Source organism: Streptomyces sp. NPDC048370, from assembly GCF_043200825.1.
GTDB lineage: Bacteria > Actinomycetota > Actinomycetes > Streptomycetales > Streptomycetaceae > Streptomyces.
On the sequence record NZ_JBICYI010000001.1, the window covers coordinates 41,715 to 58,218 of the forward strand.

General features: G+C 71.2%; 13 protein-coding genes. 9 read left to right on the forward strand and 4 right to left on the reverse strand.

What is annotated here, in order from left to right; translation table 11 throughout:
- The first annotated feature begins 35 nt into the window (after window positions 1–35).
- Together ACGFYP_RS00185 and ACGFYP_RS00190 are read left to right on the forward strand one after the other, a co-directional pair.
- A complete protein-coding gene (locus ACGFYP_RS00185; RefSeq protein WP_393485019.1) occupies window positions 36–2,528 on the forward strand; it encodes a ThuA domain-containing protein in 2,493 nt (830 codons plus the stop codon).
- 14 nt (window positions 2,529–2,542) lie between these two features.
- On the forward strand, window positions 2,543–4,762 hold the full coding sequence (locus tag ACGFYP_RS00190; RefSeq protein ID WP_393485020.1) for an OmpL47-type beta-barrel domain-containing protein: 2,220 nt from the start codon (window positions 2,543–2,545) through the stop codon (window positions 4,760–4,762).
- A gap of 103 nt (window positions 4,763–4,865) precedes the next feature.
- On the opposite strand, the gene ACGFYP_RS00195 is transcribed toward ACGFYP_RS00190, so the two are convergent.
- From ACGFYP_RS00195 to ACGFYP_RS00205, 3 genes are all read right to left on the reverse strand, one after another.
- The gene (locus ACGFYP_RS00195) at window positions 4,866–6,665 is read right to left on the reverse strand and encodes a SpoIIE family protein phosphatase (RefSeq protein ID WP_393485021.1); all 1,800 of its coding nucleotides are present in this window, start codon (window positions 6,663–6,665) and stop codon (window positions 4,866–4,868) included.
- A 178-nt stretch (window positions 6,666–6,843) separates the two neighbouring features.
- Window positions 6,844–8,088: a serine hydrolase domain-containing protein gene (locus ACGFYP_RS00200; protein ID WP_393485022.1), complete on the reverse strand. Its 1,245-nt coding sequence runs from the start codon at window positions 8,086–8,088 to the stop codon at window positions 6,844–6,846.
- Window positions 8,089–8,233: 145 nt separating this feature from the next.
- Window positions 8,234–8,806, reverse strand: a complete 573-nt coding sequence (locus ACGFYP_RS00205; protein ID WP_393485023.1) for a dihydrofolate reductase family protein — start codon at window positions 8,804–8,806, stop codon at window positions 8,234–8,236.
- A 253-nt stretch (window positions 8,807–9,059) separates the two neighbouring features.
- On the opposite strand from ACGFYP_RS00205, the gene ACGFYP_RS00210 reads away from it, so the two are divergent.
- The 5 genes from ACGFYP_RS00210 to ACGFYP_RS00230 all read left to right on the forward strand — a co-directional run bounded on the left by ACGFYP_RS00210 (window position 9,060) and on the right by ACGFYP_RS00230 (window position 14,001).
- Window positions 9,060–10,415: a (2,3-dihydroxybenzoyl)adenylate synthase gene (locus ACGFYP_RS00210; protein ID WP_393485024.1), complete on the forward strand. Its 1,356-nt coding sequence runs from the start codon at window positions 9,060–9,062 to the stop codon at window positions 10,413–10,415.
- 48 nt (window positions 10,416–10,463) lie between these two features.
- On the forward strand, window positions 10,464–10,664 hold the full coding sequence (locus ACGFYP_RS00215) for a DUF5988 family protein (protein ID WP_361955630.1): 201 nt from the start codon (window positions 10,464–10,466) through the stop codon (window positions 10,662–10,664).
- 189 nt (window positions 10,665–10,853) lie between these two features.
- Complete coding sequence (locus ACGFYP_RS00220) at window positions 10,854–12,752, forward strand: ATP-binding cassette domain-containing protein (RefSeq protein WP_393485025.1); 1,899 nt, start codon at window positions 10,854–10,856, stop codon at window positions 12,750–12,752.
- Between the two features lie 52 nt (window positions 12,753–12,804).
- The gene (locus ACGFYP_RS00225) at window positions 12,805–13,359 is read left to right on the forward strand and encodes a GNAT family N-acetyltransferase (RefSeq protein WP_393485026.1); all 555 of its coding nucleotides are present in this window, start codon (window positions 12,805–12,807) and stop codon (window positions 13,357–13,359) included.
- 60 nt (window positions 13,360–13,419) lie between these two features.
- On the forward strand, window positions 13,420–14,001 hold the full coding sequence (locus ACGFYP_RS00230) for a GNAT family N-acetyltransferase (RefSeq protein WP_393485027.1): 582 nt from the start codon (window positions 13,420–13,422) through the stop codon (window positions 13,999–14,001).
- Window positions 14,002–14,091: 90 nt separating this feature from the next.
- Here ACGFYP_RS00230 and ACGFYP_RS00235 read toward each other — a convergent pair whose 3' ends face one another.
- Window positions 14,092–15,465 (reverse strand): NAD(P)-binding domain-containing protein, encoded by a 1,374-nt coding sequence (locus ACGFYP_RS00235; protein WP_393485028.1) that lies wholly within the window; start codon window positions 15,463–15,465, stop codon window positions 14,092–14,094.
- Between the two features lie 135 nt (window positions 15,466–15,600).
- Here ACGFYP_RS00235 and ACGFYP_RS00240 point away from each other — a divergent pair, with 135 nt between their 5' ends.
- Together ACGFYP_RS00240 and ACGFYP_RS00245 are read left to right on the forward strand one after the other, a co-directional pair.
- Window positions 15,601–15,960 (forward strand): ArsR/SmtB family transcription factor, encoded by a 360-nt coding sequence (locus ACGFYP_RS00240; protein ID WP_393485029.1) that lies wholly within the window; start codon window positions 15,601–15,603, stop codon window positions 15,958–15,960.
- Window positions 15,957–16,457, forward strand: a complete 501-nt coding sequence (locus tag ACGFYP_RS00245; RefSeq protein ID WP_393485030.1) for a GNAT family N-acetyltransferase — start codon at window positions 15,957–15,959, stop codon at window positions 16,455–16,457. The genes ACGFYP_RS00240 and ACGFYP_RS00245 overlap by 4 nt, the downstream gene beginning before the upstream one ends.
- Window positions 16,458–16,504: the final 47 nt, after the last annotated feature.

A 16,504-nucleotide genomic window follows, 5' to 3' on the forward strand; every position in this document is an offset into this window, starting at 1 on the left:
GGCTGTTGTTGTGACCTCAGAGGGATGGGTGACCCATGAAGCGCACACCACATCGCCGGTCGAGATCAAGAACAGGCTTTGCCGTGGCGGCACTTGGGGCAGGAGCCCTGACGGCCTCACTGCTCGGCGGGGACCCCGCCTCGGCCAGACCGTATCCGGATCCACCGTCGACCATGGCGTCGACAACGTTGTCTCTCCCCAGCCCGCCGGGCGGCGCGAACGTACGCGTACTCGTCTTCCACGGGTCGGCGACCGCCGAGTCACCGACGGTCGACGCGGGCATCTCGGCCGTCGAGAGCATCGGCCTCACCGGGCCTGCCGCAGGCCGCTTCCGTACGGAAGCCACCGACGACCCCGGCGTCTTCACCGACGCGAAGCGGCTCGGCCGGTTCAACGCGGTGGTGTTCCTGACCGGGGGCGGCGATGTGCTCGACCCGGAACAGGAGGCGGGCCTCGAGGCCTACATGGAAGCGGGCGGCGGATTCGTCGGCGTCCACGAGGCCGCCCGCACCGAGCCGTACTCCACCTGGTTCACCGGTCTGATCGGCGCCAGGCCCACCGGCGCACCGAGCAGCACGCAGCGCGCGGTCGTGGAGGTCGGCGACCGGCAGCACCCGGCCACCAAGGCCCTTCCGCTGGAATGGAAGCGGCCCGACAAGTGGTTCAACTGGGACCGCAACCCGTCCGGCACCGTGCACACCGTGGCGCGGGTCCGGGAAGCCTCGTTCCAGCCGGCGGCCAAGCCGAACGGCTGGGACCATTCGGTGTCCTGGTGCCGTGACTACGACGGCGGCCGGTCCTTCTACACCGCCATGGGCGGCACCGTCGACAGCTACGCCGAGACGGACTTCCGCGACCATCTGCGCGGCGCGATCGCCTGGACCTCCCGTACCTCCCAGGCGGACTGCAAGGCGACCATCGACGCCAACTACACCGCGGAGCGCGTCACCAAGCCCAACCAGCCAGGCCGGAACGACCAGATCGGCGAGCCGCACGGCCTGGTCGCGGCTCCCGACGGGCGCATCCTGTACATCGGCCGCGGCGGCGCCGACGGGAGCGTGCCTGTGGTCACCGACTGGAGCAACCCGGACATCGGCAAGGGCAACGGCGAGATCCACGTCTACGACCCGAAGACCAAGCAGGTCACCAAGGCCGGTGCGCTCACCGTCTTCGGCAACAAGGGCGGCGGCGACGAGCTGATCAAGAACGAGGAGGGGCTGCTCGGCATCGAGCTCGACCCCGACTTCATGACCAACGGCTGGGTCTACCTCCACTACACGCCGCACTCCCGGATCGACCGGGACGCGCACATGGGCGAGCGTAGGGTCTCCCGCTTCACGCTCGACCTCGCGACGAACAGGCTGGACCTGGCGAGCGAGAAGGTGTTGCTGAGCTGGCCGGTCCAGATCCACAGCTGCTGCCACGCGGGCGGAGGGATGGCCTGGGACTCCAAGGGCAACCTCTACATCGCCACCGGAGACACCAACTCGTCCGGTTCCAGCGGCGGTTACTCCGGGAACAACCCGGCACCGAACTTCAAGGGCGTCTCCTTCGCGGACGCGCGCCGCACCTCGGGCAACACCAACAACCTCAACGGCAAGATCCTGCGGATCCACCCCGAGGACGACGGCACCTACACCCTCCCCGAAGGCAATCTCTTCACGGGCGAGGAGCCGGACGAGGGCGGCGGCAAGACCCGCGGCGAGATCTACGTGATGGGCGTGCGCAACCCCGCGCGCATCTCCGTCGACCAGAAGACCGACATCCTCTACGCGGGCTGGGTCGGCCCGGACGCGGGCGCGCCGTCGACGACATGGGGTCCGGCCAAGTACGACACGTTCGCCGCGATCACCAAGGCGGGGAACCACGGCTGGCCGTACTGCATGGGCAACAAGCAGCCCTACCGGGATCGGGGCCTGACCGATCCGAGCAAGCCGCTCGGCTGGTACGACTGCAACGCCCCGAAGAACGAGTCGCCGAACAACGACGGCCTCGTGAACCTGCCGCCGGTGACGTCGAACACGATCTGGTACTCGCCCCAGGGCGGCGGCGTGGACTATCCGAGGGACGCGAACGGCGTCCCGAGCTACAAGCAGGAGGAGCAGAAGCTGCTGCTGCCGTGGCTCAAGGGCGGCGGGCAGGCGACCATGAACGGCCCGCTCTACCGCTACGACGCGGCGAGCGAGTCGACCGTCAAGTGGCCGTCGTACTGGGACGGCAGGTGGTTCGTCGGTGACTTCTACGACGGGGACCAGCCGCGGCACGCCGTGCTGACCGACCCGAAGACGGTCGGCAAGGGTGGCCTGCCGGTGCACGCCGAGTCGTTGAAGAAGATCATCCCGGTCGGGCAGGGCGGAATCCGCAACCTGATGGACTGGAAGTTCGCCCCTGACGGTTCGCTGTACGTCCTCGACTACGGGCGGGGCTTCTTCACCTCGCACACCGAATCCGCGCTGTGGCGCGTGACCTACAAGGGCGGCGGGCCGACCCCGACCGCGGACCAGCTGGCACGGAAGGCGGCGCGGTGAGCAGGAGCCTGACGATGAGACAGAGAGGCCCGAGCCTGTGGGCGGCCCTGCTGGCCGCCGTGGCGATGGTCGTGGGGCTGACCTCGGCCCCGGCCTACGGCAGGACCGACGACAGAGTGCGCGGCGACGACGGGCCGCGGGCCGCCGCGGCCCAGGTGCTGACCTGGAAGGCGGGCGATCCGATCGACCGCTACCTGGAGTTCCCGACCACGGCGGTGGCCGGTCCGACGACGATCGTCTTCGAGAACAGCACGGCGAGCGGCAACACCACCGGCATGCCGCACACCCTGACGTTCGACGTCTCCGACCCCGAGTACAACAACGACGTACCGCTCAACATCCTGGCCAACCCGAACGACGCGAACGGCGGCCGGCACACGGCCGAGGTGACGCTGACCCCGGGCCGGTACCTCTTCAAGTGCACGATCCCAGGCCACGGTCAGATGCAGGGCATCCTCACGGTCACCGAGGGCGGCGGCGAGGACACCACCGCGCCGGAGACGACCGCGAAGGTCGAGGGAGACCGTAACTCCGACGGCGCCTACATCGGCCAGGCGACGGTCACGCTCGGTGCGACGGACGCCGGATCGGGCGTCGACAAGGTCGAGTACGCGGTCGGCGCCGACGGCCCCTGGCAGCCGTACACCGTCCCGGTCGTCGTCGACCAGGTCGGTGCGCACACGATCCGCTACCGGGCGAGCGACAAGGCCGGCAACACGGCCGCCGAGAAGACCGCCGCGTTCACGGTCGCTCCCCCGCCCACCGACGACACGACGGCGCCGGAGACCTCGGCGACCGTCACCGGCGAACGGGACGACCAGGGCCGCTATCTCGACATGGCCACGGTCACGGTGACCGCGTCCGACACCGGGTCGGGCGTCAACACCATCGAGTACGCGATCGGCGACGGCGCCTGGCAGCCGTACACGGCGCCCGTGATGGTGCATCAGGCGGGCAGCCACACCGTCCGCTACAAGGCGAGCGACAAGGCGGGCAACGCGGCCGCCGAGAAGTCCGTCGCGTTCACGGTCGTGACGCAGCCGGATCCCGACACCACCGCGCCTGAGGCCTCCGCCTCGGTCGCGGGCGTGCGGAACTCCGACGGCGCGTACATCACCAGCGCCACGGTCACGCTCTCGGCGACCGACGCGGACTCGGGCGTCGAGCGGATCGAGTACTCGCTCGACGGCGGCCCGTACCTCGCCTACACCAACCCGGTGATCGTCGATCGCGTCGACCACCACACGGTGCTGTACCGGGCGACGGACAAGGCGGGGAACACCTCCACGGCCAGGAGCGTGTCCTTCACCGTCGCCGAGGGCGGCGGGGTGCCGGCTCCCAACTGCCCCGAGTTCGACGAACGGTTGACGGTCATCGTCGGGACGGTCGACACCGGCATCCCGAACCGGATGACGAACAGCCGCTGCACCGTCAACGAACTCATCGAGGACGAGAAGGACTGGTCCTCGCACGCGCTGTTCCTCAAGCACGTGGACACGGTGATCGACCGGCTGCTCGCCGACGGCGTCATCGACACCCGCGAGCACAAGAAGATCTACCGCGCCGCCAAGCAGTCGGGCATCGGCAAGCCGGGCCAGACCGAGGGGTACCGCGATCTGTTCGACGGCACCGCCGCGAGCTTCTCGAAGTGGCAGCACGTCGGCGGCGGAAAGTTCGCGCTGAGCGGGGACGGGGCCATGACCAGCAGCACCACGGTGCCGGGCATGGGCATGCTGTGGTTCCCGCAGCGCCAGTACGGCGACTTCTCGCTCAAGCTCCAGTGGCGCGACGACGCCCCCGGCGCCGGCAACGCCAACGGCGGGGTGTTCGTGCGCTTCCCGAACGTCCACGACAACCCCGAGGAGACCCGTCCGGAGTGGGTCGCCATCAAGTACGGCCATGAGATCCAGGTCCTCGACCGGCCTGACGGCGACATGTACAAGTCCGGCTCGGTCTACGGCTTCGACCGGGTGGGCCTCGCGGGCGCGGGTGTGACGCCCAAGGGCACCTGGAACGACTACGAGATCCGTGTGGAGGGCCAGCACTACTCGATCTTCCGCAACGGCAAGCTCATCAACGAGTTCGACAACACCGGTGGCCAGCTCTTCCAGCCGCCGCGTGCCGACGACCCGGGCACCGACGGCCGGCGCTACGCCTCCGGCTACATCGGCCTCCAGGTCCACGGCACGACGGACGTCATCTCCTACCGCAACATCCGGGTGAAGGAGCTGTAGGTCCGCACACCTTGTAGGTCCGCACACCGCCCCCCCCACGGGTACGGCCCCTCCCCTCACCGGGGAGGGGCCTTGCGCGGTCCTCGGGGGCATCGCGGCTCTCTCAGGAGGGCAGGTTCTGCTCCGCCCAGACCACCTTGCCGGTCACGGTGCGGCAGGAACCCCACCTGCGGCAGAGCATGTTGATGAGCTGCAGGCCACGGCCGCCCTCGTCGCTGAGGTCCGCGTGCTGGATCTGGGGCAGGTCGGGTCCGGTGTCCGAGACCTCCACGACGAGGCGTTCGCCGCGCAGCAGCCGGAGCCGGCCGGGGCCGTTGCCGTACCGCAGGGCGTTGCCGACGAGTTCCGAGACGACGAGTTCGCAGACGTCGGCGAGCTCGGCCAGGTCCCACGCGGCCAGCTGGTCCGTGACGAGGCCCCGTGCGACGGACGCGGCGCGCCCTTCGTGCGGCAGCTGCCACTCGCGCAGCTCGGCCGGGGTGCCCTCGGCGGTCGTCGCGACGAGGAGCACGGCCTCGTCGAAGCGGGGGGCGTCGGCGGGGGCGCGCTCCGTCAGTCCCCCGCGTTCGAGCGCCTCGGGTCTCAGGCCGCGGGCTGCCGACCGCAGGCGCTCCAGCTGGTGGTCCAGGTCCGCCTGCCGGGACTTGACGAGGCCGTCGGTGTACATGACCAGATGGCCGCCCACGGGGACCTTCAGTCGGATGGGGTCGTACGGGATCACTCCCGCGCCGAGCGGGGCGCCGATCGGTACGTCGACGAACTCGGCGGCGCCCCGTCCGTCGAGGAGCAGCGGTGGCAGATGCCCGGCGCTGGCCAGCGTGTAGGTGGAGTCGGCCGGGTCGAAGACCGCGCAGAGGAAGGTGGCGACCTGCTCGTCCTCCAGGTCGCGCGTGGCCAGGTCGAGCCGGGCGAGGACGCGCTCCGGTGCCATGTCCAGGGTCATCAGGGTGCGGGCGACCGCCCGCAGGCGCCCCATGGTGGCGGCGGCGGGCAGCCCGTGGCCCATGACGTCGCCCACCATGAGGGCCGTACGTCCGCCGGGCAGGGCCATGACGTCGTACCAGTCCCCGCCGACCCCGTGGTGGGCCGTCGAGGGCGCGTACTCGGCGTGAACGCGCAGCCCCGGCGTCACCGGGGTCGCGCGGGGCAGCAGGCTGCGCTGCAACGACACGACGTGCGCGCGCTCACGCCCGTACAGCCGGGCGTTGTCGATGTTGACGGCGGCCTGGGAGGCGAGCTGCTCGGCGAGTGCGAGGTCGGTGGAGGAGAACGGCGGTGTTCCTCGGCCGCGGACGAAGTCGGCGCTGCCGAGCAGCAGTCCTCGGGCGATCAGGGGCACCGCCAGGTAGCTGTGCACGCCGGCGGCGCGCATCTTCGCGGCGGCGCTCTCCGTCGGCGCGACCCTGAGGTAGTCGGCGTCGCGCATCCGGCTCACCAGCACCGGCCTGCCCTGCCGCAGGCAGTAGCGGTGGAGCAGCGTCTCGTGGGCCTGCTCGGTGCGGACGAAGGTCTCGCCCACCGGCGTGGGCTCCAGGGAGGACAGCCCGTCGACGGCGCACAGGGCCGCGGCCCGCATGGGCGGGACGCCCGCGCCCGTCCACCGCGCGCCCTCGTCGCCTCTGAGGACGCTCTCCAGGATGTCGACGGCGGCCCCGTCGGCGAAGCCGGGCACGGTGAACTCGGCCAGCTCCTGGGCGGTGCGCTCCAGGTCAAGGGTGGTACCGATACTGGAGCCCGCGGAATTCAGCCAGGCGAGCCGGCCCCGTGTGGTGAGCCGGTCGAGGGGGACCTCGCCGCTGCCCGGGCCGAACCGTCCGCGGGCACGGGCGAAGCGGTGCGCCGCCGTCCCGCGCCCGGCCGAGGCGCGGCGCGTCAGGCGCCGCCTCCCGTTGCCGCCGTTCACTCTTTCGGCCTCCAGACAGGAATTCGACCGGTGTTGGTGCCCAGCATGCACCTCTTCCCGGCCGATGGGGATGATCTCGGCCGGGCAGCGGTCAGAACCTCGGCCCGTACGGCACGGGGAGGGCCGGTACGAGGCGGGTACGGGACGGGCACGAGGCGGGCACGAGGCGGAGTGAGGGTCAGCCGAAGTCGGGGATCGGGTGGCCGGGGGCGATGGCCGCCGCGATGCGCTGGGCGATCACGTGGGCGGTGTGGCCGTCCGTGGCCGTCGGGTCCTGCGTGGTCGAGACGGCGATGGCCAGGCGCTCGGACGGGAGGTAGTCCATGGAGGCGGAGTAGCCGAAGAAGAGGGGGTGCTGGGAGATCCAGTCGCCCAGCACGACCACGCCCATGCCGTAGTGGGTGGCTTCGGTGTTCGCGATACAGACGGTCGCGGGGCACTTGGGGGTGGCGTGGCCGAGGCCGACGGTTCCCGGGTTCAGCAGTTGCTCGTACGAGGCCGGGGACAGCAGCTCGCCCGAGCCGAGGCCGGCGGCCGAGCGCGCCAGGTCGCAGATGTCGGTGGTCTGGACGGCGCCGGGGGCGGTGGTCCACGAGGGGTTCCAGAAGGTGGACTCCTCGTACGTCCCCCGGTCGGCGGTGAAGGCGTGCAGGACGGGTTCGGGGATGTCGGGCGTGAAGCTGTTGCGGGTCTCGCGCAGTCCGAGCGGACCCGTGACCTGCTTGCGGAGCAGGACGTCGAGCCGGGTCCCGGTGATCTTCTCCAGGGCGGCGCCGAGGAGGACGAAGTTGGCGTGCGAGTAGCTCCAGTTCGTGCCCGGGTCGTACCAGCGCGGCTCGTCGGTCGACAGGGCCACCAGCTCGTCGGCCGTCCACCGGCGGAACGGGTCGGCGGAGACGGCCTGCTGGAACTCCGGCAGGGGGACGTAGTCGGCGAGGCCGGTGGTGGACGCGGCCAGCATGCGCAGGGTGATCTTCGCGCCGTTCGGCAGGTCGGGCAGCCAGCGCGCGACGGGGTCGTCGAGGCCGACCTTGCCCTGGTCGACGAGGCGCAGGAGCGCCGTGCCCATGTAGCTGATCGCCACGTTGCCGTTACGGAAGTGCATGGCGGGGTCGGCCGGCACGCCCGTCATCGACTCGCCGAGTGCGGTGGTGATGACGTCACGGCCGCCGACGGTGACCCGCAGGATCACCGACTTGAGGTCCATGTCGGTCATGGCCTGCTCGGCGACCCGCAGGACGTCACGTGCCGTGCCGTCACCGTTGCCGTGGTCGGGCAGACGGGAACCGGTGCACGCCCGGCGGTGGCCACCGTCGCCCGCCGCGCTGCCGGCGGCTGTGACCGAGGTGCTGAGGGCGACGAGTGCGGTGAGCGCGGCGACGACGGCGCGGCGCGACCGCCGGGGGGAACGGGCTGAGGTCATGGCCGGAGTATCGGCCGGGAGCGCCCGCGCGGCGGCCGACGGCCCGGCGACCCGCACGGACATCACCCGTCGGGTCGCACAGGGGACAGCGGGGACGGCGGGCCGGGAATCCGAGCGGTCCGCCGCTGTCCTGGTGGCGTCGTCGTCAGTGGACGACGTCGAAGACCTGCTTCTGCAGGCCGTTGGCGTAGGCCTCGTGCTCGACGAGCTTCAGCTTCTGGACGTCCTTGTCACTGGTACTGAAGAGCCGCTTGCCGGCGCCGAGCAGGAGCGGGAAGACGAGCAGGTGGTAGCGGTCGATCAGGCCCGCGTCCGACAGGGCCTGGTTCAGCGAGGCGCTGCCGTGCACGATGATCGGCCCACCCTCGGTCTCCTTGAGCGCGGCCACGTCGTCGATCGAGCGCAGGATCGTGGTGTCGCCCCAGTTGGTGACCAGCTGCTCGTCGGTGAGCGTGGTGGAGACGACGTACTTCGGCATCTCCTTGTAGTCGGCGAAGTCCTCCATGTCCGGCCACACCGGGCTGAACGCCTCGTAGCTGACGCGCCCCATCAGCATCGCGGTGACCTCCTTCTGCTCCCGCCCCTTGATCTCGAAGGACTCCGGGAGGAACTCGGTGTGCTTGAAGGTCCAGCCGGAGTTGCGGTAACCGGGCTCGCCGCCCGGTGCCTCCACGACGCCGTCGAGCGAGATGAAGGCCGTGCTGATCAGAGTGCGCATGAGAGCTTCCCTCGGGTGTCGGTTGCTCCGAGTCAACCAGGCCACGCCCCCTTTCGCAGCGGAGATCCGTCAGTCCTTGTGGTCCGGGAAGGTGCGGCTGGTCAGGGGCGTGCGTTGGATCTTCCGCCGAGGGGATTCGGCGTCCCTGGTCGGGAATGCGCATTGTTCGGAGAGGACTTGACCGTTTGGATTGCCGAGGTCAACCGACCCGCACGCGTGCGGGTCGTTCGGAAGCAGGCACGGAAAGAAGCGAATGGCACCCATGCTCGACGGTTGTACGCCCTGGCCCGAGGTCTTCGTCGACCGCTACTGGGCGGCCGGGCACTGGCGTGGCAACACGCTGGACAACCTCATGCGCGGCTGGGCCCTGCAGTACGGGCCTCGGACGGCGCTCGTCCACCGTGACACCCGCCTCACGTACGCGGCCCTGAACCGGCGCGTGGACCGCATGGCCGCCGGGTTCCGGCTGCGCGGCATCCGGCCGGGGCACCGGGTGGTCGTACAGCTGCCGAACGTTCCCGAGCTCGTCGTCACCGTCTTCGCGTTGATGCGCGCCGGCGCGGTCCCCGTGTTCTGTCCCCTCTCGCACCCCGCGTCCGGGGTTGCCGACCTCGTGCGGGCCACCCAGGCCGTCGGCTACGTCGCGGCCGCGGACCACCGGGGCTTCGACCACACGGCCCTCGCGGCGGACATCGCGGCCCGCTGGCCCTTCCTCCGGCGGGTGTTCACCCTCGATGCGCCGGGGGCCTCGTCCCCGTACGGCGGGCTGACGACGGACCCGTCGGGCTGCCAGTACAGCCCGCTGGGCGCCATCGACGCCGCGCCGGAGCCGGCGCTCATGCAGAGCGCCGACCAGGTGGCGTTCTTCCTGCTCTCCGGCGGTGGCACCGGCGCGCCCCTGCTCGTTCCGCGCACCCACAACGACTTCGCCTATCAGGCGCGGGCCGCCGCCGAGTCGGTGTCGCTGACCGAGGACGACGTGTACCTCGCCGTGCTGCCGGCCGATTCCCCGTTCGCCTTCGGCTCCCCCGGCATCGTCGGCACCCTTTCCGTCGGCGGGACCGTGGTCCTGGTCGAGAGCCCGGAAGCCGCCGAGTGTCTTCCGGTCGTCGAACGGGAGCGGGTCACGGTCACGTCGGTGGTGCCCGAGGTCGCCCGGCTCTGGCTCGACGCGCTTCCGACGGTCCGGGCCGACCTGAGCGGTCTGCGTCTCGTACAGATCGACGGCGCGCCCCTCGACCGGGCGACCGCCGACCGGATCGGCTCCGCTTGGGGCTGCCGTCCGCAGCAGGTCTTCGGTATGGCCGAGGGGCTGCTCGTTCTCCCCCGGCCCGACGATCCGGAGGAGACCGTGCTCACCACGCACGGCCGTCCGCTCTCGCCCGACGACCAGATCAGGATCGTCGACGCCGACGGCGGGAACGTGCCCGACGGGGAGCCCGGGGAGCTGCTGGCCCGTGGTCCGTACACCCTGCGCGGCTACTACCGGGCGCCCGAGCAGAACGCACGCTGCTTCACCCCCGACGGCTACTTCCGCACCGGCCACCTCGCGCGGCGCACGGCGGACGGCGACCTGGTGGTGACGGGCCGCCTCACAGACGTGCCGTAGCGGGCTCCCCGGCATGCGGGGCGGGGCAGGACTCGCGAAAATGGTGCCATGGAGCACAAGGCATTCCTGGAGGGCGGCCCGGCCGACCTGCCGGCCCGGGTCGTCCCGATCGAGACCCCCGGCCAGGACCTGAAGATCCCGCACCTGGGCGGGTACGAACACTTCAGGGAGACCCCCCGCCGGGAGGACACGGCGGAGGGCACCCTGCGGGTGTACGAGTGGTGGGAGCGTACGGAGATCGCCGAGTAGCGGTGTCGGCGATTCGGCCAGCACCGCGTCGGCGCATACCCGTTGCGGTATCGGGGTGGGTGCATCACCCACGCTCCGACACGCGTGTGATCCCGGGGTTCGACGTCCGGCTCAAACACAGGTGTTCGAAATCCAGAGGGGCTCGTTGAGCAGCGCGACCCAGTCGTTCTCGCGTTGCAGGGAGCCCCATTGACCTCGACAGACACACCTGACCAAGCAGGCAGCACCGCTCATGAGGAGGAGTTCCGGTACCGGGACGAGTCGCGGCTGCAGGCCGGTGCGCAGATGACGACCGGCACGATGGCCCGTCGACTCCCCTCCCTCGTGGCGCGGTCCTTGAGGATGGCCTGGAAGGTGGACCGCCTCGCGACGGCAGGGCTGCTGGTCTGCCAGATCGGCACGGGCGTCCTCGCCGCCCTGGGACTGCTCGCGGTCACCGGGACCATCACCGCACTGATCTCCTCGGGCGACATCACCGACCGGCTGCGGGAGGCCGCCCCGCAGCTGGCGGTCATCGCCGGCGCGACCGGGCTGCGGGCGCTGCTGGGGACCGCCGTGACGTGGCTGACCGGTCGGCTGCGGCCGGTCCTGGCCCGTGCGGCGGAGCTGACGATGATCGAGGCCGCGCTCGGCGCCGAGCTCGCGGCGAACAACAAGCCCGGGTACAACGACTTCTACGACATCGCCGACCGAGGCGCCCAGGTCACCCCCGACCTCGTCGCGGAGGCGCAGGACGTGCTGGCCGCCGCGGCCACGCTCGCCGCCGGGGCAACCGTACTCGCCGTACTGCACCCCGCGCTGCTCCCCCTGCTGCTCCTGGCGTGCCTGCCGCAGGCCGCCGCGTACGTGCGGGCCGCGCGCGTCCTGTACCTGGCGGGCCTGGAGACCTCGGGGCGGCGGCGCATGCTGCACAAGCTGCGCTGGCACACGGCGTACACGGAGGCCAGTGAGGAGATGCGGGCCTGTCTGGCCGGACCGTTCCTCGCCGAGCGCTACCGGCGCCTGGCCGCCTCCGTGAACGCCGCCGAACGCGGGGCGGCGGACACCGGCGCCTGGATGGGCCTGGCCGGCGCGACCGTCGGCGGGATCGCCTCGGCCACCGTCTGGGGCGTCCTCCTGTGGCTCCTGGCCTCCGGCCGCATGGACCTGGCAGCGGGCGGTGGGGCGGTCTTCGCGCTCCAGACGGCGACCGTATCCGTTCGCGGCATCATCAACGGCGGGGCGCGGCTCGTGCGCACCGGCTGGTACGTGCAGGACTGGCAGCGGTTCCTCGACAACGCCCACGGCCAGGCCATGACGGCCTCGCGCGGCGCGAAGGTGCTGTCGGCGCCGCCGGAACGGTTCGAGGCCCGGGACATCACCTACCGGTACGACGGCGCGACGAAGGACAGCATCGACTCGGTGTCCCTGCACGTGAAGCGCGGTGAGATCGTGGCGTTGATCGGCGAGAACGGCTCGGGCAAGAGCACGCTGTCGCGGCTGCTCTGCGGTCTGCTCCTGCCGACCCACGGTGCGGTGGCGTGGGACCACACGACCACGGAGGCGCTAGAGCCGTGGGAGGCGTGGAAGCATGTCGCTCTGGTGCCGCAGAAGTTCACGTACCTGCCCCTCACCCTGCGGGACAACATCACCTTCGGCCAAGGGGACACCGGTGACGCGGCGGTGCTCGCGGCCTGTGAGGCCTCCGGGGCGAGCGACATGCTGCCCGGCCTCCGGTCCGGTCTCGACACGCTGCTGACGGCGGAGTGGTTCGGCGGCCAGCAGCTGTCCGGGGGCCAGTGGCAGCGGGTCGTCCTCACCCGGGCGTTCCACCGCCGGGCGTCCCTGCTGGTGATGGACGAGCCGACGGCCGCGCTCGACGCCCGCGCCGAGCACCGCATCTTCTCCGGCCTGCGGGAACTGGCCAAGGACCGGGCGATCCTCCTCATCACCCACCGCCTCGCGAACGTGGCCGTCGCCGACAGAATCGTCGTCCTCGACCGGGGCAGGGTCGTCCAGGAAGGCACGTACGACCAGCTCACCCGACAACCGGGCCTGTTCCGGAACTTGTGGGAACTGCAACAGCGGATCGGCGGGGACAGGTCCTAGACGCCGGCATATTCATTTGCCGTCGTCGAGCTCGGTCGGATAGGAAACCTCCATGCTGCGAGGAACCAAGGTCGGGCTCAGGGCCCGGCACGAGGACGACATCCCGATCCTGCGGACCGAGCTCTACGACGACGTGGCCGGCTCCTCGCGGGCCGAGAGCCGGCCGTGGCGGCCGATCGCGCCCGGCTCGAAGGACTCACGGCTCGTGGTGGACGACAAGGAGGAAGGGCACGTCCCGTTCTCTGTCGTGGAGCTGGACGGCGGCACCCTGGTCGGCACGGCGACGCTGTGGGGCATCGACAACCACCACCGGTCCGCGCACGTCGGCCTCGGCCTGCTGCCGTCCGCTCGCGGCAAGGGCTACGGCACCGACGTGGTGGCGGTGCTGTGCCACTACGGCTTCGTCGTCCGCAGCCTGCAACGGCTGCAGATCGAGACCCTGATCGACAACACCGCCATGCTGCGCTCGGCCGAGCGCAACGGCTTCGTCCGCGAGGGCGTGCTGCGCTCCTCGGCCTGGGTGATGGGTGAGTTCCTCGACGAGGTCCTGCTCGGACTCCTCGTCCACGAATGGAAGGCGGAGGTCGGCGCCGCCGGTCGGGCGTAAAGCTGACGGTCGGGCATAAAGCTGTGGACAGGCCTGCGGCGCCGGGTGACCATCTCCGCGATGAGCAACGAACCTCTCTCCACGCCCCAGCACGTCCGTTTCGTCGAGTTGAGCGCGAAGGCGCTGCGGGCGCTTGCCGACGGTGACCTCGCCGGCGGCAGCGCCGAGGCCGGGGTCGACCTTGACGAACACTTCGTCAGTGACCGGGCCCGCTGGATCTTCGGCCATCGCGCCGACCAGCTCACCGAGGACCCGTCCGCCGCGCCCTGGACCACGCGGGCGGTCGTCTCCGAGCCGGACGGGGTCGTCGTCGGCGACGCCGGGTTCCACGGGCCGCCGGACGAGGCCGGGATGGTCGAGGTCGGCTACACCGTCGTGCCCCGGTACCGCCGCCAGGGCTATGCCCGCGCCATGTTGACGGCCCTGCTCGCCAGGGCCGCCGCCGAACCCGACGTCAGGACCGTGCGGGCCAGGATCAAGTCGGACAACAGCGCGTCCCTTGCCACCCTCGCGGGCTTCGGTTTCACGCGCGTCGGTGAGCAGGGGAACGAGCAGGACGGCATCGTGTTCGTCTTCGAGGTCCCGGCAGACGCGATCCAGGCCGAAGGGCGTCGGCAGAGCCCGCCCAGCCGCTCGTACTGACGCGGAAGGCCGGCCCCACACGTCTGCGATCTCTCTCGGGTAGAGCCCGACCATGTCCCGGCCGTGTCCCGGTCAGGTCGGTCAGATCGGTCACGCGCCGCAGGAGGGTGCCGGGGTGGTGGTGCCGAGCTGGACGAGGGCGGGAGCGGGGGCGCAGCAACCGCCGCCTTCGGCCGCCCCGTCGGTCTGCGGCTGGTCGAAGAGGCCGGCGCCGCCGCAGACCCCGGTCTCGGGCAGGGCGAGTTCCACGCGCTCCGCGGACGCGCGGTCACCCGCGATCGCGGCGACGACGGACCGGACCTGCTCGTAGCCGGTGAGCGCGAGGAAGGTCGGCGCGCGACCGTAGGACTTCATGCCGACCAGGTAGAGCCCCTCCTCCGGGTGGGACAGTTCCTTCACGCCGTGCGGATATACGGTGCCGCAGGAGTGCTGGTTCGGGTCGATCAGCGGAGCCAAGGCGACGGGTGCCTGCAGCCGCTCGTCAAGGCGCAGGCGGAGCTCGTCGAGGAAGGACAGGTCGGGGCGGAAGCCCGTCAGCACCACGACCTCGTCGACCGGGTCGAGGCGGTGGCCGTCCTCGGAGACCAGTACGAGCTGCTCGTCGACGCGCTCGATCGCCCGCGTGCGGAAGCCTGTGACGGCGTCGGCGTACCCCTCGTCGACCGCGGCCTTGGCGGCGAGGCCGAGCGCGCCGCGGGCAGGGAGCTGGTCGGCCGTGCCGCCGCCGAAGGTGGAGCCGGAGATGCCGCGGCGCAGGATCCAGGTGGCGTGCGTGCCGGTGCCGTCCTCGGACTTCGCGAGGTCGGCGAGGGAGGCCAGCGCGGTGAACGCGGAGGCGCCGGAGCCGATCACGGCGGTGCGCCTGCCCGCGTAACGTGCCCGCACGGCGGGGTCCTTGAGGTCCGGGACGCGGTAGGAGATCCGGTCGGCCGCCGCGCGCTCTCCGAGAGCCGGGAGGCCGTCGCCGCCGGCCGGGCTCGGGGTGGACCAGGTGCCGGAGGCGTCGATGACGGCACGGGCGAGGATCCGCTCCTCGCGACCGTCGGCGTGGGCGACGTGGACGGTGAAGGGCTGGGTGCCGCGGTCGGCGTCGACGATCCGGTCGCGGCCCGCTCGGGAGGCGCCGGTGACCCGGGCGCCGACACGCACGCCGAGGACGTCGGCGAGGGGCTGCAGGTACTGCGCCGCCCAGTCGCCGCCGGTCGGATACGTGCCCGCGTCCGGCTTCACCCAGCCCGTGGGAGCGAGGAGCTTCTCGGCCGCGGGGTCGGTGAGCTCGCCCCAGGTGGAGAAGAGCCGCACGTGCGACCACTCGCGCACCGCCGCACCCGCCTGCGCCCCGGCCTCCAGGACCAGCGCCTCAAGGCCCCGGTCGACCAGGTGCGCCGCGGCGGCCAGACCGACGGGCCCGGCCCCGATGACCACGACAGGCAGCTGGTCGGGGGTAGTGCGGGTGGCGTTCATGAGGCAGCTCCCGTGCTTCGACGTTTATCGATCTCTTGCGGCCCAGCATGGCACCCATATCGACAAGCGTCAACATAGACATTCATCTATTCAGGCACCCCAGATGCTTGGTTCGACATGTGCCAACATAGACGTATGTCGAATACGAAGGCGCTGCCCCTGCTGGAGCCCGAGGTCGAGGCCTGCTGCCCACCCCTGAACGAGCGTCAGCTGACGGCAGAGGAGGCCGAACGGACCGCGGCCATGTTCAAGGCACTGGGCGACCCCGTCCGACTGCGGCTCTTCTCGGCGATCGCCTCGCACGAGGGCGGCGAGGCGTGCGTCTGCGACATCTCCGACGTCGGCGTCTCCCAGCCGACCGTCTCCCACCACCTGAAGAAGCTGAAGGAAGCCGGCCTGCTCTCCTCCGAGCGGCGCGGCACCTGGGTCTACTACCGCGTCGAACCCGCCGTCCTCGCCGCCATGGGCGCCGTCCTCAGCAAGGCCGCCGCATGACCACCTCCACGATCGTGGTGCCCCTCACCGCCGACCACGCCGACGAGGTCGTCGCGATCTACCAGGCCGGCATCGACGAGGGCAACGCCACCTTCGAGACCACCGCCCCCACGTGGGAGCAGTTCGACGCGGCGAAACTGCCCGAGCACCGCTTCGCCGCCCTCGACGAGGGCGGGCACGTACTCGGCTGGGTAGCCGCCACCAAGGTCTCCGACCGGTGTGCGTACGCCGGCGTCGTCGAGCACTCGGTCTACGTACACCCCCGCGCCAGGGGCCGGGGCGTCGCCTCCGCGCTCCTGAAGGCGCTCGTCGAATCCACGGAGGCGGCGGGAATCTGGACCGTCCAGTCGGGCATCTTCCCGGAGAACACGGCCAGCCTCGCCGTCCACGAACGGGCCGGCTTCCGGGTCATCGGCACCCGTGAGCGCGTCGGCCGCCACCACGGCGTCTGGCGCGACACCGTCCTCGTCGAACGCCGCAGCCCCCACGTCGACTGATCATGGGGCGGCCCCGGGTTCACCCCCAGGCACCGCCCGTCCGAGCC